Origin of the sequence: Aeromonas sp. R4-2 (genome assembly GCF_040908295.1) — a bacterium.
GTDB lineage: Bacteria > Pseudomonadota > Gammaproteobacteria > Enterobacterales > Aeromonadaceae > Aeromonas > Aeromonas veronii.
Genome location: NZ_JBFODL010000013.1, coordinates 85,304 through 105,511, shown reverse-complemented (window position 1 = coordinate 105,511; position 20,208 = coordinate 85,304). Strand labels below are relative to the sequence as shown.

Below are 20,208 nucleotides of genomic sequence, written 5' to 3'. Positions count from 1 at the left end.
GTTTGATGCTGTTATCAGGATGTGAATTTCGCTCTTCCTTTCGTCATAGAGATCGACTATAAGAATATGTATATACATTTGAGGTCGCTATGAACAAGGAACTGTTGAACTGCGAGCGGGTCTGGCTCAACGTGACGCCCGCTACCCTGAATGATGAGCTGGCCGACTACGGCCTGCTGCCGCTCCACGCCATCGGCGTGAAGGATGGCAAGATCCACGCGCTGGTGCCGATGACCGAACTGAAGGGGCCGTATCCTGCTCACTGGCAGGATATGCGGGGCAAGCTGGTCACCCCCGGCCTTATCGATTGTCACACCCATCTGGTCTTCGCCGGTAGCCGTGCCGAGGAGTTCGAGCTGCGCCAGCAGGGAGTGCCCTATGCCGAGATCGCCCGTCGGGGCGGCGGCATCATCAGCACGGTGCGTGCGACCCGTGCCGCCAGCGAAGAGCAACTGTTCGAGCTGGCGTTGCCGAGGGTGACATCCCTGATCCGCGAAGGGGTCACCACGGTGGAGATCAAGTCCGGCTATGGCCTGACGCTGGATGACGAACTCAAGATGCTGCGGGTGGCCCGTCGACTGGGAGAGGCGTTGCCGATCCGGGTCAAGACCACTCTGCTGGCGGCCCATGCGGTGCCGCCGGAGTATCGCGACGATCCCGACAGCTGGGTCGAGACCATCTGTCAGGAGATTATCCCGGCCGCCGCCAAAGCGGGCCTGGCCGATGCGGTGGATGTCTTCTGCGAGCATATCGGTTTCTCGCTGGCCCAGACCGAGCAGGTCTATCTGGCGGCGGATCAATACGGCCTGCCGGTGAAAGGGCATATGGATCAGCTCTCCAATCTCGGTGGCAGCACGCTCGCTGCCAACTTCGGCGCCCTCTCGGTGGATCATCTGGAGTATCTGGATCCGGAAGGGATCCTGGCGCTGGCCCAGCGCGGCGTGGTCGCCACCTTGCTGCCCACTGCCTTCTACTTCCTCAAAGAGACCAAGCTGCCGCCGGTTGCCACCTTGCGCAAGGCGGGGGTGGCGATGGCGGTCTCCTCCGACATCAACCCGGGTACCGCCCCCATCGTCTCGCTGCGGATGGCGATGAACATGGCCTGCACCCTGTTTGGCCTGACCCCGCTGGAGGCCATGGTCGGGGTGACCCGTCACGCCGCCAAAGCGCTCGGCGAGCAGGATCGCCTTGGCCAGCTCAGGGTGGGCATGGCGGCTGATTTTCTGATCTGGCACTGCGCCCATCCGGCCGAGCTGAGCTACATGGTCGGCGTCGATCAGCTGGCAGCCCGCATCTTCCACGGCGAGGAGACCCTCCATGGATAAGTTCAACCCGATCGACATGTCGCTCTGGCAGGGGCGGCAGGATCCGGAAGATGGCGAACTGGCCCTGCGCTGGCATGACAAAGTTCTGCCTTGGCAAGAGGCGCAGCCCTGGATCGCCGGAGCACAAGACACTGCCGGTGTGGTACTGCTCGGTTTTGCTTGCGATGAAGGGGTACGCCGCAACAAGGGGCGTGTCGGCGCCGCCGGTGCGCCGCAAGCGGTGCGCAAGCTGCTGGCCAACACCGCCTGGCATCTGAGTCGCCCCGTCTATGATGGTGGGGATGTGAGCTGTACCGATGGCAATCTCGACGCCGCCCACGGCCATCTGGCCGAGCGGGTCGCCGCTGCGCTCGATTTGGGCCACTTCCCGCTGGTGCTGGGGGGCGGTCACGAGGTGGCTTTCGGCAGCTGGAGCGGCCTTAACCGTCATCTGGGTGGCAGTGGCAAGGTCGGCATTATCAACCTCGATGCTCACTTTGACCTGCGCATGAAGCAGGAGCAGGCCAGCTCCGGCACCCCCTTCTTCCAGATCGCCGAGCAGTGCGCCGCTCAGGGCACACCGTTTCGCTACGCCTGCCTCGGGGTGGCCGAGACCGCCAATACCCAGGCGCTGTTTGCACGGGCCGACGAGTTGGGGGTCTGGTATGTGAAAGATGAAGCCATGAGCGAGCGTGCTCTGCCCACCTTGCTAAGCGGGTTGGATGCCTTTATCGCCGATTGTGATCACCTCTATCTGACCATCGATCTCGACGTGCTGCCGGCGGCCGTGATGCCGGGAGTGAGCGCCCCCGCCGCCCGCGGTGTGGAGCTGGCGGTGATCGAACCGCTCATTGCCCATATCCGGGCCAGCGGCAAGCTGAGGCTCGCCGATCTGGCCGAGTATAACCCGACGCTGGATCAGGACAACCGCAGTGCCCGCGTGGCCGCGCGACTGGTTCATCTGTTGACCCGTTAACCCTTTGGCCGCATATCGCCGAAGGCACCCTATTGATACAACAAGGAGTGTGTATGTCTGTGCAACAGCAGGATCCCCGTCATGATCCGAACCGCGTGATCCGTGCCCCGCGCGGCACCGAACTGACCGCCAAGAGCTGGCTCACCGAGGCGCCGTTGCGGATGCTGATGAACAACCTGGACCCCGAGGTGGCCGAGCATCCCCAGTCGCTGGTGGTCTATGGCGGCATCGGTCGCGCTGCCCGCAACTGGGCCTGCTTTGACAAGATCGTCGAGGTGCTGACCCGGCTCGAGGAGGATCAGACCCTGCTGGTGCAATCCGGCAAGCCGGTCGGGGTGTTCCAGACCCACAAGGATGCGCCGCGGGTGCTGATCGCCAACTCCAATCTGGTGCCGCATTGGGCCAACTGGGAGCACTTCAACGAGCTCGATAAGAAGGGCCTGATGATGTACGGCCAGATGACTGCGGGTTCCTGGATCTACATCGGCACCCAGGGGATAGTGCAGGGCACCTACGAAACCTTCTTCGCGGTGGCCAACCAGCACTTCAACGGTGAACCCAAAGGGCGCTGGATCCTCACTGGTGGGCTCGGTGGTATGGGTGGTGCCCAGCCGCTGGCCGCCACCATGGCCGGTTTCTCGATGATCGCGGTAGAGTGCGACGAGACCCGCATCGATTTTCGTCTGCGCACCCGCTATGTGGACAAGAAGGCTCACAGTCTGGATGAGGCGCTGGCCATGATCGAAGGGGCCAAACAGAGCGGCACCGCCGTCTCCGTCGGCCTGCTCGGCAACGCCGCCGACGTCTTCGCCGAGCTGGTGGCCCGTGGTATCACCCCGGATGTGGTGACCGACCAGACCTCTGCCCACGACCCGATCCACGGCTACCTGCCGCAGGGCTGGAGCGTGGCCAAGTGGCGCGAGCTGCAGCAGAGTGCCCCACAGGAGGTGAATCTGGCCGCTCGTCGCTCCATGGCCCGTCAGGTGGAGGCGATGCTGACCCTGCAAGAGCGCGGCGCGGCGACTCTGGATTACGGCAACAACATCCGTCAGATGGCGCTTGAGGAGGGGGTGAAAAATGCCTTCGACTTCCCCGGCTTCGTCCCGGCCTATATCCGCCCGCTGTTCTGCGAGGGGATAGGCCCGTTCCGCTGGGTGGCCCTCTCCGGCGATCCGGAAGATATCTACAAGACCGATCAGAAGGTGAAAGAGCTGATCCCCGATGATCCCCATTTGCACAACTGGCTCGACATGGCCCGCGAGCGCATCGCGTTTCAGGGGCTGCCAGCGCGGATCTGCTGGGTCGGGGTCAAGGATCGGGTGCGGCTCGGTCTGGCCTTCAACGAGATGGTGAAAAACGGCGAGCTGAAAGCCCCCATCGTCATCGGCCGCGACCATCTCGATTCCGGCTCGGTGGCGAGCCCGAACCGCGAGACCGAGTCGATGATGGATGGCTCCGATGCCGTCTCCGACTGGCCGCTGCTCAACGCCCTGCTCAACACTGCCGGCGGCGCGACCTGGGTCTCCCTGCACCACGGCGGCGGGGTCGGCATGGGCTTCTCCCAGCACTCCGGCGTGGTGATCGTCTGTGACGGCTCCGATGATGCGGCCCGCCGTGTGGGTCGGGTACTGCGCAACGATCCGGCCACCGGGGTGATGCGCCACGCGGATGCCGGCTACGAGATTGCCATCAACTGTGCCCATGAGGCGAAACTGGATCTGCCGATGATTGACGGCGCCAACGGTGTCAAAGGAAAGGTGTAACACCATGTTTGAATTGACTATTACTCCGGGCGAGCTGGATCTTGCCACCCTGCGCCGCGTCAGCCGCGAGCCGGTACATGTTTCACTGGATCCGGCCGCGCTGCCGGGGATCCACGCCTCCGCAGCTGTGGTTACCAAGGTGATCGAACAGAACCGGGTGGTGTATGGCATCAACACCGGCTTTGGCCTGTTGGCCAACACCCGCATTCCGGTGGAGCAGCTGGACGAGCTGCAGCGCTCCATCGTGCTCTCCCATGCCGCTGGCATCGGCGAATACATGGATGACGCCACTGTACGGTTGATGATGGTGCTCAAGCTCAACTCGTTGGCGCGGGGCTTCTCCGGCATCCGGCTGACGGTGCTTGAGGCCTTGATGACCCTCATCAACGCCGAAGTCTATCCGGTGGTGCCGAAGAAGGGCTCCGTCGGTGCCTCCGGCGATCTGGCGCCGCTAGCCCATATGAGCTGCCTGCTGATCGGGGAGGGCAAGGCCCGCCACAAGGGCGAGCTGATCGACGCCGCTACGGCGCTGAAAATTGCCGGGCTCGAGCCCATCGCACTGGCGCCGAAAGAGGGGCTGGCCCTGCTCAACGGCACTCAGGCGAGCACCGCCTTCGCGCTGGAGGGGCTGTTCCACGCCGAGGATCTGTTCGCTGGTGCCATCACCATCGGCGCCATGAGCGTGGAGGCTGCGCTCGGCAGTCGTCGGCCGTTCGATGCCCGCATCCACGAGGTGCGCGGTCAGCGTGGCCAGATCGACGCGGCCGCCTGCTATCGCCACCTGCTGGTGGATGGCAGCGAGATCGGCATGTCCCACCACAATTGCGAGAAGGTGCAGGATCCCTACTCATTGCGCTGCCAGCCGCAGGTGATGGGTGCCTGCCTGACCCAGATCCGTCAGGCCGCCGAGGTGCTGGTGTGCGAGGCCAATGCGGTCTCCGACAACCCGCTGGTGTTTGCCGATGACGAGGAGATCCTCTCCGGTGGCAACTTCCATGCCGAGCCGGTGGCCTTCGCGGCCGATAATCTGGCGCTGGCCATCGCCGAAATCGGCTCGCTCTCCGAGCGGCGGATGGCACTGCTGATTGACTCGCGGATGTCCGGTCTGCCGGCGTTTCTGGTCAATAATGGCGGGGTCAACTCCGGCTTTATGATCGCTCAGGTCACTTCGGCGGCACTCGCCTCCGAGAACAAGACCCTGGCCCATCCCGCCTCGGTGGATAGTCTGCCTACGTCGGCCAATCAGGAGGATCACGTCTCCATGGCGACCTTCGCTGGCCGCCGGCTTGCCGATATGGCCGAGAATACCCGTGGCATTCTGGCAGTCGAACTGCTGGCGGCGGCACAGGGGCTCGATTTTCGCGCGCCGTTGCGTAGTACCGAGCTGATCGAGCAGGCCAAGGGACGACTGCGGACAGAAGTGAGCTTCTACGACAAGGACAGGTACTTCGCGCCGGATATCGAAGCGGCCGCTGCCCTGCTGGGCCGTGCCAGCTACAACGATCTGATTCCGGCCGGGGTGCTGCCCAGCCTGTAAGCCTTGATCACCCTTTTCCCCTGGCGGGAGAAGGGTGGGGGATGAGGTGGAAGCCGCTTCACAGGCGCCGGTGAGAGCCGGGAGCAGATGACAAAAGACCGCCCAATCGGGCGGTCTTTGCGTGTCTGACGTTGGTTGAACGCGGTTATTCGTGTTCGAACATCAGGAACAGATAGACCACAAACAACACCAGATGGGTCGCACCATGGAGCACATTGGTGCGGCCGCTGCTGAAGGTCACTTTACAGACCATCAAGGTCGTGACCAGCAGCACCATATCGGCGGGGGAGAGGCCGAGGCGCACCTCCTGATCCAGCATGGAGCCGATAAAGAGCACGGCAGGCACGGTGAGGGCGATGGTGGCCAGCACGGAGCCGAAGTAGAGGTTCATTGCCCGCTGCAGCTGGTTGTTGAAGGCGGCCTTGATGGCACCGACTGCTTCGGGGGCCAGCACGATGCAGGCCACGATAAAGCCGCCCAGTGCGGCGGGTGCTTCCATGACATGCACCCCGTAGTTGATGGGGATTGCCAGGGTCTTGGCCAGCAAGATCACCACCAGCAGGTAGGCGAGCAGCAGGATGGTGTGATAGACGTTGCTCTGCAGCGGGCCGTGGTGCTCCTCATAATCCTCGTGATCGCTGTCGACGAAGAAGTGGCTGTGGCTGCGGGTCTGGATCAGCAGAAAGACCCCGTAGAGCAGGATCGAGATGATGATCAGCATCCACGACATGGCGCGCGACATACTGCCGATTGCACCGCCCTCGGTGAAGTTGGGCAGCACCAGACAGAGCAGGGCCAGCGGGATGATGGCCACCAGATAGGATTTGACCCCGTCCAGATTGAAGCTCTGGGTGTGGTAGCGCCAGCCGCCAAACAGCAGGGTGAAGCCCACCAGACCGGTACTCACCAGCATCACTACCGCAAACATGGTATCGCGGGCCATGGTGGGGTTGGGCTCGCCGGTCAGCATCACCGAGGAGATCATCACCACCTCCAGCGAGATGACCGAGAGGGTGAGGATCAGGGTGCCGAAGGGCTCGCCCAGCTTGATGGCGAGGGCATCGGAGTGGCGCACCACCGAGAAGATGGCCCAGGTGACGATGGCTAGTAATGCCGCCGAAACAGGAAGATAGATCCCGAGCGGAGTTGTCTCTGTCAGCAGGTCACTGCCCAGGGTCTTGAAAAAGAGCAGGGTCAGCAGGCCAACGGGCAGGGCAATCTCTTGCCGGATAACTGTCTTCATAGGCAATGGTTCTCTATTGGGGGTCTTGACGACCGGATGACATAAACAGGCTGCACGGTTATCGGTTGCGCAATAACCGGCTCCTTATGATAAAGGTTGTTATCCCCGTCAGGGCAGATCATTTTGTTGCTGAATGTAAATAAGGGGTGGCAGGAGACGGTTTGATTTCACCATGGAGCCGGGCCAGGGCTTGCAGGAGGCTTTATCCGCCTGATGGCCGGGCTGGGTTACGGCGCTACCGCCAGCATCAACCTGATGATGTCGAGCTGCTGGCCAAACCGTTTCACGGTCAAATCCTGCCATCTCTGTGTTAGCTGGCCTTCTGGTGTTGCAACTGCCACTCCTGTTGCCAGTGGGTCAGTATCTTCAGCGGCATGGGTTTGCCGAAGAAGTAGCCCTGGATCAGATAGACGCCGTGCTGGCTCAGATAGTCGACCTGCAGCTGGCTCTCGACCCCTTCGGCGATCATCTCCATGCCCGATTCCCGACCGAAGACGATGATGGCATCCAGTACGCTGCGCTTGAGGTCGTTGGTGCCTATGGTATCGACGAACATCTTGTCGATCTTGATCTGGCGGATCCCCAGGCTCTGCAGGTAGGCAAAGCCGCCGTAGCCGGTACCGAAATCATCCAGCTTGAAGTGATACCCCATTTGTTGCAGCAGGGTGATCTCCTCGGTGGCCGCCTTGATGTCGAGGATCGGCTTGCGCTCCGTCAGCTCGAAGGTGAGCCGGGCGGGTGAGGGGTTTTGGCTGTGAGCGAGCAGGGTGCGCAGCAGGGGCTGCTCGATATGGGCCGCCACCAGATTGACGCTGACCCACTGCTCTGGCGCCAGCTGCGGCAGGTCGGTGATCACCTGCTCCAGCAGCTGTTCGGTCATCGGCAGGATCAGCCCCTGCTCCTCTGCATATTCGATAAAGGTGCCCGGGGGGATCAGCTCGCTTCCCCGCTGCCAGCGCAGCAGCGCCTCGAATCCCACCACTTGGTGGGTACGGGCATCCACTATCGGCTGGTAGAGGGGAATAAATTCCTTGCGGATCAACCCTGTTTGCAGCAGTCCTTTGAGGGAGCGCCGATAGCTGCGCAGCAGCCAGTATGTGACGCTTAACAGGGCACCGAGCGCGATACCGAACCAGAGACCGTAGTGATTGAGTTGGTCATGGGCATATTGCTGCAGCGCTTTACCCGCCCAGACCGTCTGTTTGGTGAGTTCATTGGGATCGAAGAAACTCAGGCTGATATTGCTCTCTTCCTGTTTGATCTCCTTGTCGCCACGGGGAAAGTGGACTGTGCTTGCATCGTTATCCTGTCGGCTGAACTCCAGATAGAAGCAGTGGCTACACGGGTGTTGCAGCAGGTCGTGGCTCCAGCTGTTATCCAGTACCCAGTAGGCGAGGTTGCCGCCGGATCGGTAAAAGGCCACCAGCTCCTGTTCGGTATTGTATTTGGCCACGGTGGCGGTGATCCCCAGCTTGCCAAACTTCTGCCCGCTGTTCTGGAGCTCTTTGATCAGCGGGATCTCCACCCCCAGGCTGGAGCAGCTGTTGCCAGAGGCGAGCTCCAACCCTTGCAGGCGGATATGAGCGCTGTAGAAGCGCGGATCGCGCAGCAGCTCCATGTCTTTGGCGCCACAGTTGAACTCAAATTGTGCCAGCTGTTTGTTGATGGCGGCATCCAGCTCTCGGTGGCGTACGGCCATGGCTCCCTTGAGCTCGGCAACCTTCTCTTCCAGCAGATGAAAGGCCATCGGCTTGGCAAACCACAGGCCGAGAAACTGGCTGCCCACGACTGGCAGGACGAACAGCAACAGAGCGATCCAGACGGGTGATTTACGCAAAGGAAGTACCTGCCAGTTTCATGAGACACAAATGGACTTTGCCATCATAGAGCATTAGTGCAATCAATTTGAGTCCGAGTTGTCACACTTGTTGATTGATTTTTTAACTGCATGATTTTAAATGTGTTTATTATTAACTTTGGCTAGATTCAATCGCTGACCTGTCATAAATGACAATTGCTCAGCTTATCCGAACTGCATTAGAGTAGCCCTGCGGTTTGACTCACCGTGTGTTCAATACTCCTGTATCTGTTTTTTGTCAGTAGCACAGAGTGTTAGTTTTGATATGAGTGTTCCTTTTGGTCCCCTTTGAGGGACCATTTTTCTGTCTGTCATCCCGCCCTTTCCCGCATCTGTAGCCTGTCATCCTTGGTATTCTTCCTCTGCTTTGGGTTATGCTTGCCCGCTTAAATTGCAGAAGCGGGATCTTCATCCATAGCTGTGGCCCGATCGCCGCTGCTACCATGAGGCGACATGGATGATGCTGGGCATACGGAAAGGCGCATGAAACTCACTACACAGCTTGTCTCATTTATCACCCTTTGCGTGATCGCAGCCATGGCGACCGTGCTGATTGGCGGGGTGTTCAGCTTTCGCGAGCTGGGCATGGAGTTGCAGCAAAAGAAGGTCGATGCGCTGGTCGAAGTGATCGACAAGCAGCTCGATGTTGCTCACGACATGGAGGATATGAGCCACTGGCTGCCCACCCTGCTGCGGGCTGCCCATGTGGTAGAGCTGGAAGTGCGCCAGAATAACCAGCGGGTCTACTGGTTCCGCGATGTGCGCAATCCGGTCGACGAACAGCTGCTGGTGCCATACAGCCACCCGCTGCCCCATCAGGCTGGCATGCAGGCCAACTTCAAGCTGGAGCGCCCCTTCAAGGAGGCGGAATACTCCATCAAGGCAATGTCCGGCATCTCGCTGGGCATCTTTATCGTGGTGTTCGGTCTCTGGTACTCCATCCGCTGGCTGCGCCAGCAGCTGCGCGGGGCCGAGCTGCTGGGCATTCGCGCCCAGCTGATCCTCGATGACAAACTCTCCAAACTGAGTCATGACCCCGCTGAAGAGTGGCCGGTGGCCGCCAGTCAGGCCCTCGATCACCTGCTCGCCGAGCTGGCGGATGCCCGCAAGGAGCGCAGCCGCTTCGACAACTTCATTCGCAGTAACGCCTTCGTCGACAAGATGACCGGCATCGGCAACCGGCTGTTTTTCGACAACCGGCTGGAGAGCGCCATCATGGAGGCGAGTGTGATGAGCGGCGGCGTGCTGCTGATCGATCTCGCCTGTCTGGAGGAGCTGGAGGCCGATCAGTTCGAACTGCTGGGGCACGATTTGATGATGGAGGCGAGCGCCACCATAGGTGCCTTCGTGCGCAAGCATAACGGTGCCCTGCAGGCCCGCTACGCCGGCCAGGTCTTTGCGGTGCTGCTGCCCAATATGTCCGAGAGCGAGATGGTGGATGGCGCCAGCCAGCTGCTCAAGAGCCTGCAACGGCTGCACTGGCCGCAGGAGGTCAACCCGGAGACGGCGGTCTATCTCGGCGCAGTCTGTTATCAGGCACAAGACAGCCTGCTCAAGGTGCAGGAGGAGGCTGAGCTGGCCCTCAAGAGCGCCCGCCTGCAGGGCCACAACGGCTGGTTCCTCTACGAGAAGCAGCTGGATGAAGAGCAGAGCAGCAAGGGCACAGTACGCTGGCGAACCCTGATCAGCCGCCGTCTCGAAGAGCACGGCATCGAATTTTACACCCAGCCGATCCAGCAGGATCGGGGGCAGGTGGTGTTGCAGCAGGAGCTGCTCACCTATCTGCACGACGAGCAGGGGCGTGCCCTGCAGGCGGGGATCTTCATGCCGATGGCGGAGAAGGTGGGCTTGTTGCTGCAACTGGATCGGCTGGTGGCGGAGCAGACCCTCGCCCTGCTGCGCCAGCGCTCCGAGCAGAGCTGCCCCATCAGCCTGACCCTCAGTGCCCAGAGCCTGCTCAACCGCGAGTTCCAGCGCTGGCTCTTCTTCGCCCTGTTCCAACTGCCGCGCAGCACCAACGAGCGGTTGATCCTGCAACTCTCCGAATCCCAGGTGACCCGCCACTTCGAGGCGCTCAAGCGGCCGCTGCGCTCCTTGCGGATGCTGGGCTGCCAGCTGGCCATCGATCATGCCGGTCAGGATGTGGTGAGCACCCAGTACATCAAGGAGTTCGAGATCAACTTCCTCAAGCTGCATCCCAGTCTGGTGCGGGAGATCCATGCTCGTCAGGTCAACCAGATGGCGGTACGCAGTCTGGTAGGGGGTTGTGCCAATACCCGCACCCGGGTGCTGGCGGTGGGGGTGGAGAGTGGTGATGAGTGGAAGATGCTGCGCCACCTCGGAGTGCATGCCGGGCAGGGGCCCTGGTTTGCCGAGCCCCAGCGTCTGGTGCTGGAACCGGCTGGCGATTGAGATAAACAACAGAGGGTCGCCTTGGGGCGACCCTCTCTTGCTTGCGATGCTGTTTGCGGTTGCCGTCAGGCGGGGGTCACAGTCGCCCCTGCTCACGCAGCCCGGCGAGCCCCTGCATGCCGCCAGTGTGGATAAAGACGATTTTGCTGCCGCTGGCGATGCGGCCCGCCGCCAGCTCGCGAAACAGACCCCACATTGCCTTGCCGCTGTAGATAGGTTCAAGGGGCAGATCGGTTGTGGCGCTGAAATCCTGCACCCACTGCCAGAGGGCCGGGCTGAATTTGGCATAGCCACCATCGTGGTGATCGAGCGCGATGCGCCAGCCGGGGATATTGGCAGCCGCGGGATGGAGGCGACACACCTCGTCAGCGATAAAGCCGCCTCCTTTCAGTACCGCAATGGCGAGGATCTGCTCCCGATCCTGTTTCCCAGCGATCAGGCCCGCCAGAGTGCCGCCGCTGGCGCAGGGTAGTACCCAGAGATCCGGCGAGAAGGGCACTTCGCCGACCAGTTCCGCCACACCGGGGATGGCCAGCGGGCTGCTACCCCCTTCCGGCACGATCAGGGTATCGGGTGCATCGAATTGGGCCAGCCAGTCGGGATCCTGCCGTCGCCGGTAACTCTGGCGGTCGACGAAAACGAGATCCATGCCCCAGTGCCGGGCATCCCGAAGGGTAGAGTTACTGACGGCGTCATATTCGCCCCGTATGATACCGGTAGTACGAAGACCAGATTGGCACCCCGCTGCCGCCAGCGCATGGATATGATTGGAGTAGGCGCCGCCAAACGAGAGCAGATGCCGTTTGCCGTGCTCTTTGGCATGCAGCAGGTGGTACTTGAGCTTGCGCCACTTGTTGCCGGAGATGGCTGGATGGATCAGATCATCACGCTTGCACCACAGCTCGACGCCATAGCGGGTCAGCAACGGATGGTGGAGGCGTTGCAGGGGGGAAGGGAGGATGGCTTGACCCTCTGACTCGGCGGAAAGGCTGGTTTGCAATGGTGAGTCCGTCTTTTAATCTGGAGGCTAATCTGCTGTTTATGTTAATATTTCATACATTTAATCACTATTGATGGGCGGGCTTACATGAAACAACTGTTCAGACGGTCGACGCCAAGCCGCCAGGTCGGGCTCTTGCTGGCCAATGACAGGATCATGCTGGCTGCGGTGGGCAATCCCCCCGTCTTCGCGACGCGCACCATCAACGGCCCACAGGAGTGGGCAGTGGCCATGAACGAGCTGTTCAGCCGTCATGGGCTGGCCAAGTCTACGGTGCGGGTGGCCCTCGCCGCCAGCCTTTATCAACAGATCCAGATCGACAAGCCTGCCGTGCCTGACGCCGAGATGGCGGGGGCGCTCCCCTGGGCCATCAAGGATTATGTCAGCGAACCCGTGCTGCAACTGGCGATGGATTATGTGGACTTGCCCACCCCGCCTGCCGGTCGCCCGCGCATCAATGTGATCTGCTTGCCCAAGAGCCGGGTGCAGCAGCTGGCCGATGCCATCAACGGCATCGCGACCCTGCAATCCATCATCAGCGACGAATTGGCGCTGACCTCTCTCTATGACGCTGACGAGACGGTGCGCATGCTGCTGTGGCAGCCCAAGGGGCACGATCTGCAACTGCTGGTCTTCCATCAGGGCGGGCTCTGCTTCTCCCGCCAGCTGCGCGGTTTTACCAGCCTGACTGGCGAACATGAGCCGGACAGTATGCTGCTCGATTCACTGGCGCTGGAGATCCAGCGCTCCCTCGACTATCTGGCGGGCCAGCTGAAATTGCCCGAGCTGGGGCAGATGCAGTTTGCCGTCGCCTCGCCCTTTATCGGTACCCTGGTGCGCCACATGGAGCAGACCTTCGGCTTTGCCGTCTCCGCCATGGCCAACAAGGCGGTCCTGGCCGGCGTCGAATACCTCTCGGCCTACGCCGCCGCCATCGGGGAGGATGCGTGATGAAACGTCAGATAAACCTCTATGGCGCCGAGTTTCGCCCCAAGCGGCAGTGGGCCAGCCTCAATCAGATGGCGCTGGTATGGGGCTTTGCGCTGCTGCTGATCCTGTTGACGGGTGTCGGTTACAGCTGGCAGCAGCAGCAGGTCAGCCGGGCGCTGGCGCAGCGCTCTGCCGAGCTGGAACTCAAGCGCAGCGAGGCGCAGCTGCTCGATGCCGAGCTGGCGCGCCATCAGGCAGATCCCCAGCTGCAACAGCAACTGGTCAACAAGCAGGATGAGCTGACGGCCAAGCAGGGGCTGATGCGCCAGCTGGGCAGCCTGACCCTGCAAAAATCCCAGGGCTATGCCAGCGTGATGGCGGATCTCTCCCGCATACGCAGCAGCAACCTGTCGTTGCAGCGCATCGAGATCAACGAAGGGCGGATCAACCTCTCCGGCTTTGCTGGACGCAGTCAGGATGTACCGGCCTGGGTCAATCGCTTCAAGCAGACCCCGAGTCTGGTGGGCAAGGAGTTTGGTGAACTGACCCTTGGCCGTGATAAGGAGGGCCGTCTGACCTTCCAGTTGAGCGGCATTGCGCGGGAGAAACCCTGATGAACCTGAAAGCACAATGGCAGGCATGGGGCCAGCGTATCGCCGTGTTGAGCCAGCGGGAGCGGGTGTTGATCCTGCTGACCGGTCTGGTGCTGCTGGGCGCGGCCGGACTCTACGGCTGGCTCGATGGCGCCGATACCCGCCTGCAGCAGGATCGTATGGCCCTGAGCGCCGCCGAGCGCGACCTCGAGATCATGGAGCTGGAAAACCTCGGCAAAAAGGCCCGGCTCAAGCGGGATCCCAATCAGGGAGTTCGCGAGCAGCTGGCGCAGGTCGAAGCGGATCTGGCCCGGATCGACGATGAGCTGAAGGCCCAGACCGTCGATCTGATCCCGGCGCACGAGATGCCGCTGGTGCTGGAGGCGCTGCTCTCCCGCTCCGCCAACCTTCACATGCTGGCTCTCAGTTCGCTGGAGCCGACCCCGCTGATGGCGGGAGAGCAGAAGGTCAATCTCTACAAGCATGGTATCCGGCTTCAGCTTGAAGGCGGCTATTTCGATGTGTATCAATATCTTAAAGCGCTGGAGGCCTTGCCGCGCCACTTTTACTGGAAGCAGTTCGACTATCAGGTCAAAGCCTATCCCGGCGCGGTGGTGGAGATGGAGATCTACACCCTGAGTACCAGCAAGGAGTTTATCCGTGGCTAGAGTGTTTGCGTTGTGCTGTTGCCTGTTCAGCTTGCTGGTACAGGCGGAGCAGGTCGAGGTATTGCAGGATCCCACCGCGCCGCTGGCTGATGTGGCGGTTGGCGCCCGTGCGACCGGCGAGAACAGTGCCGGTTTGCCGAAGCTGCAGAGTGTCGTGCTGGGCAATGGCCCGGCACTGGCGGTACTCAATGGCAAGAGTTATCGGGTCGGACAACAGGTGGACGGCTATACGCTGGTGGCCATCAATGCCGATGCCGTGGTGCTGGAAAAGGCGGGAAAACGCCATGCGGTAACACTGTTTGCCAGCAAGATCCGGGTTTGAGTCGTGCTTGCCTCTCGAGAGGTGAATCGGCTTTATCGAGTTTAATTGCAAGTCAGGGTGCCCTAATTACATGAAAAAACACCGTCTCTGTCTGATCACCGTGGCCATGATGGCTGCAGGCTGTACCACGTATCAGCACCCCGAGCCGACCCAAGCCAAGGATGCCCTCAAGCAGGCCATGAACGAACAGCAGAAACAGGCTGCCCCTCTGACCGCGTTGCCCAAATCGGTGCAAAGTGAATTGCTGCAGCTGAACCGGCCGCAGATGCCGGTCGGCATGCCGGAGAAGCGGCTGCGTATCGCGGCTCACGACGTGGAGGCGGTGGAGTTTTTCGGTTCCCTGTTCAAGGGCTCCCGCTACAGCGTGGCGGTTCACCCCGGGGTGGCCGGGCTGGTCTCCGTCGAGCTCAAGGATGTGACTCTGCCGGAGGTGCTGGCGGTGGTGGGCGACATGTACGGCTTCGACGTGCAGCGCAAGGGCAATGTCTTCCATATCTATCCGGCGGGTCTGCGTACCGAAACCATCCCGGTCAACTACCTGATGATGTCCCGTCGTGGCCTCTCCCGCACCTCGGTCAGCACCGGTGGGGTGACGGCCAATGACAGCAATAACAGTAGCGACAGCAGTTTTGACAGTGCATCGAACAACAACAGCGGCAGCAACAGCTCAACCAGCAGCAACTCGAGCGGTGACAACAACAACGGCACCCGTATCGAAACCGACACCAACAGCGACTACTGGACCGATCTGCGCGACTCCCTGCAGACCCTGATTGGCACGGGTGACGGTCGCGCCGTGATCACCAGCCCGCAGGCGGGTCTGGTCACCATTCGCGCCTATCCGAAAGAGCTCAAGGCGGTGCGTGAATTCCTGACCCAGTCCGAGAGTCACCTCAAGCGGCAGGTGGTGCTGGAGGCGCGGATCATCGAAGTTGCCCTCAACGAAGGGTATGAACAGGGGGTGGACTGGAGCGGTCTCTCCGCCAGCTGGGATGGCAACAAGGGGATTACCGGTGGGCAGTCGCTTGCCAATACTCAGCTGCCCAGCACCCCCAACCAGATCTTCAGTGCGCTGGGGGGCGGTGCAGGCTTCAAGATCTCTGATGGCAACTTCAATGTGGCGGTCAACCTGCTCAAGACCCAGGGCGATGTGAATACCCTCTCCAGTCCCCGTGTCACCGCAACCAACAACCAGAAGGCGGTGATCAAGGTGGGGACGGACGAGTATTACGTCACCAATGCGTCCACCACCATTACCACTACCTCGACGGGCACAGACAAGACGCCTAACGTGGAGCTGACCCCCTTCTTCTCCGGTATTGCGCTGGACGTAACGCCGCAGATCGATGAAGAGGGCAAGGTGCTGCTGCACATCCATCCCTCGGTTATCGATACCGAAGAGCAAAACAAGGTGATCGACATGGGTACCTCGGGTGGCAAGTTGCAACTGCCGCTCGCCAAGAGCTCGATCCGCGAATCCGATACCGTGGTGCAGGCCAATAACGGCGATATCATCGTCATCGGCGGTCTGATGAAGACCGACAAGCAGGAGATCGTCAGCAAGGTGCCGCTGCTGGGGGATATTCCCTGGGTGGGTGAAGCCTTTACCAACCGCCGCGAGAGCACCAAGAAGGTGGAGCTGGTGATCATGCTCAAACCGACCGTGGTGGAGAAAGATACCTGGCAAAACGAGCTGCAACGCTCCTCCGAGCTGCTCGACAAGTGGTATCCGGCCAAGGGCTGACCCATGACACCAGATGCAGTCACCCTTATCCCGAACGGCCTGTGCTGCCTTGCCAGCACCGGCTGCTTGCTTGCCGTGGCAGGTGAGGTCTCATGTACCTGACCCACTTCGGCCTGCAGGAGGCACCGTTCAGCCTCACTCCCAATACCGGCTTCTACTACGGCCTGCCGCCTCACGAAGAAGCTATGCAGGTGCTCAACTGGGCGCTGGCGCAGGGGGAGGGCTTTATCAAGGTGACCGGCGAGGTGGGTACCGGCAAGACCCTGCTCTGCCGCAAGCTGCTCAGCGAGCTGGGTTCGGAAGCGCGTCCGGTGCGGCTTGCCTGGTTGCCCAATCCCCACCTCACTCCGGCCGAACTTCGCATCGCGCTGGCGCTGGAGCTGGGGTTGGCGGTACGGGATCAGAGCGAGCTGGATCTGACCGATCGTATCCATCGTCACCTGATCAGCCTGCACCAGCAGGGCAGTCGGGTGGTGGTGCTGATCGACGAGGCGCAAGCGCTGCCGGACGAGACGCTGGAGGCGATCCGCCTGTTCGGCAATCTCGAGACCGAATCGAGCAAGCTGCTGCAGATCGTGCTGTTCGGCCAGCCGGAGCTGGATGCCAGACTGGCCAAGCCGCATCTGCGCCAACTGCGCCAGCGGATTGGCTTCTCCTACTGCCTGCGGCCGCTGCGTTTTGACGAGACCCGCGCCTATCTGGAGCACAGATTGCAGGTCTCCGGTTACCGTGGGGCACCGCTGTTTGCTGGTCGCGCCATGCGCCTGTTGTGGCGTGCATCGCGAGGGATCCCGAGACTTATCAATATTCTGGCGCAGAAGTGTCTGATGCTGGCCTATGGTCAGGGTGTGCGTCAGATCGACAGTCGTCTGGTCCGGCTTGCCATTCGCGATACCGACGATGCGAGCCGCTTTGCGCCACGGCGCTGGTGGCCCCTGTTACTGTTGCTGGGGTGCGCCCTGGCTTATGGAGTCTGGCCATGAGCGTTATCAACCAGATGCTGAAAGATCTGGACCGGCGCCAGCAAGGATCCGAAGGTGCTGCCGTCTATATTGCCCCTGCGCGCCAGCAGGGATGGTGGATGTTGCTGCTGACCCTGATCTGCGGGCTGGCACTGGGGATCCTCGGTTGGCGAACCTGGATCTACTGGCAGCAGACCTATATCGTCACGGCGTCCAGCGAAGTGGTCGCCCCTGATGCGGTGACTCCCGATGTGGTGACAAGGGCCGCCGCGCCGGTCAGCCAGCCCGAGCCGGTCGAGGTGGCGGCCGCGCTGCCGTTGCCAAGCCAGGATGAGGTGAATGATGAGGCAGGCGAGAGTGACTCGGATGGCATGGCCGACGGTGCGCCCTTTGATGCCTCCAGCGAGGTCGATGAGCGGACCCCTAGCGATGAAGAGCTGCAGCCCGAGCTCTACGCCGAACTGGCGGCAGAGCAGCAGGCCGTCGCCAGCGCGCCTCGCAAACCGAGCGTATTGAAGATCGAGACGGTGGAGCTGTCGGCCAAGGAGCTGGCGGCACTGGCGGAGCGCAAGGCGACCACCGCCATGGCCAAGGGGAGCCTGCGGGATGCCCAGGACAACTACTATCAGGTGCTGGCCCACGACCCCTATAACCAGGGGGCGCGCGAGCAACTGGCGGGTTTGCTCTACGGCGAGGGCCGCCTGACCGAGGCACGCCAGCTGCTGGAGGAGGGGATCCGGCTCGATCCCCAGCAGGCTGATTTTCGTCTGCTGCTGGCCCGTCTTGCCATCAGCGAGGGGCAGCAGCAGCAGGCGCTTGGCTGGTTGTCCGGTTATCAGCCGGATCTCGCCAGCAACATGGACTACTACGCGACCTGGGCCGGGCTGACTCAGGAGCTGGGCCAGAATGCCGATGCGGCGGCGCTCTATGTGAAACTGCTGCGTCAGCAGCCGGATCAGGGCCGCTGGTGGCTTGGCCTCGGCGTGGCCGAGGATGGTCAGGGTCACAGCCAGCGGGCGCTCGATGCCTATCGCAACGCCCTGCTGCACGGCAACCTCGGCGAGGCATCGACCAACTGGCTGGAACAACGAATTGGCCAACTAACCCCTTGATAAACAGCAGGTTCGATTAGCAAAGCCTAATCGGATGCGGCAACGGGTGTGAAGTAACAGAGATCGGAGCAAACATGGCACAACCCAGACTGAAAATGCGCCTCGGCGACCTGCTGGTACAAGAGCAGATCATCTCTGATGATCAGCTGCAGCTTGCCCTGCAGCAGCAGCGTCAGACCGGCCGCAAGCTGGGCACCACCCTCATCGACCTCGGCTTTATCAGTGAGGTGCAGCTGTTGCAGTTTCTCGCCCGCCAGCTGGATGTGCCCTTCTTCGATCTCAACAACCTCACCATCGACGCCGCCGCGGTGCCGCTGCTGCCCGAAGTGCAGGCGCGTCGCTATCGGGCACTGGCGGTCAACCTCACCGACGACAAGGTGACGGTGGCCATGTCGGATCCGGCGGATCTGAGCGCACTGGATGCCATCGCCGCCCTGCTCAGCCCGCGCATCATGGTGCTGGCGGTGGCGCGGGAAGGGCAGCTGCTGGAGTATTTCGACCGCCTCTATCGCCGTACCCGCGAGATTGAGAGTTTCGCCGAACAGTTGCAGGAGGAGTATCAGGACTCCGGCTTTGAGCTGGGCTCCAGTAACCTAGGGGCCAACGACGAGGGGGAGGCGACGGTGGCCAAGCTGCTGCGCTCCCTGTTCGAGGATGCGGTTCAGGTGGGGGCGTCGGATATCCACATCGAGCCGGACGAGAAGGTGCTGCGCATTCGCCAGCGGATCGACGGTATCCTCCACGAGAACATCCTCAACGAGGTGCGCATCGCCCAGGCGCTGGTGCTACGCCTCAAGCTGGTGGCGGGGCTCGATATCTCCGAGAAGCGCTTGCCGCAGGATGGCCGTTTCAACATGAAGGTGCGCGGTCGCGATGTGGATGTGCGGATGTCCACCATGCCGGTGCAGTATGGCGAGTCTGTGGTGATGCGTCTGCTGGATCAATCCTCCGGCATCCTGTCGTTGACCGAGACCGGGATGCCGCCGGAGATCCTGACCCGTTTCCGTCGCCAGCTCAAACGCCCGCACGGGATGATTCTGGTGACCGGCCCGACCGGTAGCGGCAAGACCACCACCCTCTATGGCGCCCTCTCCGAGCTCAACCAGTCCAGCAACAAGATCATCACGGTAGAAGACCCGGTGGAATATCGTCTCTCCCGCGTCAATCAGGTGCAGGTCAACCCCAAGATCGGCCTCACCTTCTCCAACGTGCTGCGCTCCACCCTGCGTCAGGATCCGGACATCCTGCTGGTGGGGGAGATGCGGGACAACGAGACGGTGGAGATCGGCTTGCGTGGCGCCATCACCGGTCACCTGGTGCTGACCACCCTGCACACCAACGATGCGGTGACCAGTGCCTTGCGCCTCATCGACATGGGGGCGCCCGGCTATCTGGTGGCGAGCGCCCTGCGGGCGGTGGTCGCCCAGCGGCTGGTGCGGCGGGTATGTGAGCACTGCGTCGAGGAGAAGGCGCCGGATGAAGGGCAGGCCACCTGGCTCACTGTGCTCTCCGGCGAGGCGCCCGGCCAGCACATCTATCACAAGGGCCGGGGTTGCCAGAGCTGCAACTTTACCGGTTATTCCGGCCGGATCGGGGTCTACGAGCTGCTGGAGCTGGATCAGCCGATGATGGATGCCCTGCGCCGCAACGATGCGGAAGGGTTCGCCAAGGCGGCCCGTCAACATGAACACTACCGGCCGCTTGCCCTCACTGCCCTCGATTATGCCCGTCAGGGGATCACCTCGGTGGATGAGGTGCTGCGACTGGCCGAGGATTTGGGGTAA

16 protein-coding genes are annotated in these 20,208 nt (G+C 61.7%); 13 read left to right on the top strand and 3 right to left on the bottom strand.

Annotation, left to right across the window (positions count from 1 at the left end):
• The first annotated feature begins 89 nt into the window (after positions 1 to 89).
• From hutI to hutH, 4 genes are read left to right on the top strand one after another with little or no spacing between them, the layout of a single operon-like run.
• Complete coding sequence (gene hutI / locus AB5Y99_RS10245; protein WP_368209646.1) at positions 90 to 1,325, top strand: imidazolonepropionase; 1,236 nt, start codon at positions 90 to 92, stop codon at positions 1,323 to 1,325.
• Positions 1,318 to 2,280: a formimidoylglutamase gene (gene hutG, locus AB5Y99_RS10240; RefSeq protein WP_368209645.1), complete on the top strand. Its 963-nt coding sequence runs from the start codon at positions 1,318 to 1,320 to the stop codon at positions 2,278 to 2,280. Before hutI ends, hutG begins: the two co-directional genes overlap by 8 nt.
• A 53-nt stretch (positions 2,281 to 2,333) precedes the next feature.
• Positions 2,334 to 4,043 (top strand): urocanate hydratase, encoded by a 1,710-nt coding sequence (gene hutU / locus AB5Y99_RS10235; protein ID WP_368209644.1) that lies wholly within the window; start codon positions 2,334 to 2,336, stop codon positions 4,041 to 4,043.
• 4 nt (positions 4,044 to 4,047) lie between these two features.
• Positions 4,048 to 5,580: a histidine ammonia-lyase gene (gene hutH, locus AB5Y99_RS10230; protein ID WP_368209643.1), complete on the top strand. Its 1,533-nt coding sequence runs from the start codon at positions 4,048 to 4,050 to the stop codon at positions 5,578 to 5,580.
• Between the two features lie 145 nt (positions 5,581 to 5,725).
• On the opposite strand, the gene AB5Y99_RS10225 is transcribed toward hutH, so the two are convergent.
• The gene (locus AB5Y99_RS10225) at positions 5,726 to 6,823 is read right to left on the bottom strand and encodes a calcium:proton antiporter (protein WP_005348596.1); all 1,098 of its coding nucleotides are present in this window, start codon (positions 6,821 to 6,823) and stop codon (positions 5,726 to 5,728) included.
• A 310-nt stretch (positions 6,824 to 7,133) separates the two neighbouring features.
• Positions 7,134 to 8,660, bottom strand: a complete 1,527-nt coding sequence (locus AB5Y99_RS10220; RefSeq protein WP_323893710.1) for an EAL domain-containing protein — start codon at positions 8,658 to 8,660, stop codon at positions 7,134 to 7,136.
• A 504-nt stretch (positions 8,661 to 9,164) separates the two neighbouring features.
• On the opposite strand from AB5Y99_RS10220, the gene AB5Y99_RS10215 reads away from it, so the two are divergent.
• Positions 9,165 to 11,093, top strand: coding sequence for an EAL domain-containing protein (locus AB5Y99_RS10215; protein ID WP_323893708.1), 1,929 nt, complete (start codon positions 9,165 to 9,167; stop codon positions 11,091 to 11,093).
• Positions 11,094 to 11,169: 76 nt separating this feature from the next.
• Here the strand turns inward: AB5Y99_RS10215 and AB5Y99_RS10210 are convergent, their stop codons facing one another.
• On the bottom strand, positions 11,170 to 12,093 hold the full coding sequence (locus tag AB5Y99_RS10210) for a pyridoxal-phosphate dependent enzyme (protein WP_323893706.1): 924 nt from the start codon (positions 12,091 to 12,093) through the stop codon (positions 11,170 to 11,172).
• 87 nt (positions 12,094 to 12,180) lie between these two features.
• Between AB5Y99_RS10210 and AB5Y99_RS10205 the strand changes: the two genes are divergently transcribed.
• The 8 genes from AB5Y99_RS10205 (at position 12,181) to mshE (ending at position 20,208) form a co-directional block, all read left to right on the top strand.
• On the top strand, positions 12,181 to 13,044 hold the full coding sequence (locus AB5Y99_RS10205; protein ID WP_110304179.1) for an MSHA biogenesis protein MshI: 864 nt from the start codon (positions 12,181 to 12,183) through the stop codon (positions 13,042 to 13,044).
• Positions 13,044 to 13,637: a PilN domain-containing protein gene (locus AB5Y99_RS10200; protein WP_368209642.1), complete on the top strand. Its 594-nt coding sequence runs from the start codon at positions 13,044 to 13,046 to the stop codon at positions 13,635 to 13,637. Before AB5Y99_RS10205 ends, AB5Y99_RS10200 begins: the two co-directional genes overlap by 1 nt.
• Positions 13,637 to 14,284, top strand: coding sequence for an MSHA biogenesis protein MshJ (locus AB5Y99_RS10195; protein WP_323893704.1), 648 nt, complete (start codon positions 13,637 to 13,639; stop codon positions 14,282 to 14,284). Before AB5Y99_RS10200 ends, AB5Y99_RS10195 begins: the two co-directional genes overlap by 1 nt.
• The gene (locus tag AB5Y99_RS10190; RefSeq protein ID WP_005348607.1) at positions 14,277 to 14,606 is read left to right on the top strand and encodes a hypothetical protein; all 330 of its coding nucleotides are present in this window, start codon (positions 14,277 to 14,279) and stop codon (positions 14,604 to 14,606) included. The genes AB5Y99_RS10195 and AB5Y99_RS10190 overlap by 8 nt, the downstream gene beginning before the upstream one ends.
• Before the next feature lie 70 nt (positions 14,607 to 14,676).
• Entirely contained in the window at positions 14,677 to 16,350 is a 1,674-nt protein-coding gene (gene mshL, locus AB5Y99_RS10185) for a pilus (MSHA type) biogenesis protein MshL (protein WP_110304182.1), read from the top strand.
• 92 nt (positions 16,351 to 16,442) lie between these two features.
• Positions 16,443 to 17,333, top strand: a complete 891-nt coding sequence (gene mshM / locus AB5Y99_RS10180; RefSeq protein ID WP_368209641.1) for an MSHA fimbrial biogenesis protein MshM — start codon at positions 16,443 to 16,445, stop codon at positions 17,331 to 17,333.
• A complete protein-coding gene (locus AB5Y99_RS10175; protein WP_304520313.1) occupies positions 17,330 to 18,424 on the top strand; it encodes a tetratricopeptide repeat protein in 1,095 nt (364 codons plus the stop codon). Before mshM ends, AB5Y99_RS10175 begins: the two co-directional genes overlap by 4 nt.
• Positions 18,425 to 18,498: 74 nt before the next feature.
• On the top strand, positions 18,499 to 20,208 hold the full coding sequence (gene mshE, locus AB5Y99_RS10170; RefSeq protein WP_064341307.1) for an MSHA fimbrial ATPase MshE: 1,710 nt from the start codon (positions 18,499 to 18,501) through the stop codon (positions 20,206 to 20,208).

Excerpts from the sequence above, each read along its gene's own strand:
- hutG (WP_368209645.1), top strand. The coding sequence starts at position 1,318 with ATGGATAAGTTCAACCCGATCGACATGTCGCTCTGGCAGGGGCGGCAG.
- mshL (WP_110304182.1), top strand. The coding sequence starts at position 14,677 with ATGAAAAAACACCGTCTCTGTCTGATCACCGTGGCCATGATGGCTGCA.
- AB5Y99_RS10205 (WP_110304179.1), top strand. The coding sequence starts at position 12,181 with ATGAAACAACTGTTCAGACGGTCGACGCCAAGCCGCCAGGTCGGGCTC.
- hutH (WP_368209643.1), top strand. The coding sequence starts at position 4,048 with ATGTTTGAATTGACTATTACTCCGGGCGAGCTGGATCTTGCCACCCTG.
- AB5Y99_RS10215 (WP_323893708.1), top strand. The coding sequence starts at position 9,165 with ATGAAACTCACTACACAGCTTGTCTCATTTATCACCCTTTGCGTGATC.
- mshE (WP_064341307.1), top strand. The coding sequence starts at position 18,499 with ATGGCACAACCCAGACTGAAAATGCGCCTCGGCGACCTGCTGGTACAA.
- mshM (WP_368209641.1), top strand. The coding sequence starts at position 16,443 with ATGTACCTGACCCACTTCGGCCTGCAGGAGGCACCGTTCAGCCTCACT.
- AB5Y99_RS10200 (WP_368209642.1), top strand. The coding sequence starts at position 13,044 with ATGAAACGTCAGATAAACCTCTATGGCGCCGAGTTTCGCCCCAAGCGG.
- hutU (WP_368209644.1), top strand. The coding sequence starts at position 2,334 with ATGTCTGTGCAACAGCAGGATCCCCGTCATGATCCGAACCGCGTGATC.
- hutI (WP_368209646.1), top strand. The coding sequence starts at position 90 with ATGAACAAGGAACTGTTGAACTGCGAGCGGGTCTGGCTCAACGTGACG.
- AB5Y99_RS10225 (WP_005348596.1), bottom strand. The coding sequence starts at position 6,823 with ATGAAGACAGTTATCCGGCAAGAGATTGCCCTGCCCGTTGGCCTGCTG.
- AB5Y99_RS10175 (WP_304520313.1), top strand. The coding sequence starts at position 17,330 with ATGAGCGTTATCAACCAGATGCTGAAAGATCTGGACCGGCGCCAGCAA.
- AB5Y99_RS10195 (WP_323893704.1), top strand. The coding sequence starts at position 13,637 with ATGAACCTGAAAGCACAATGGCAGGCATGGGGCCAGCGTATCGCCGTG.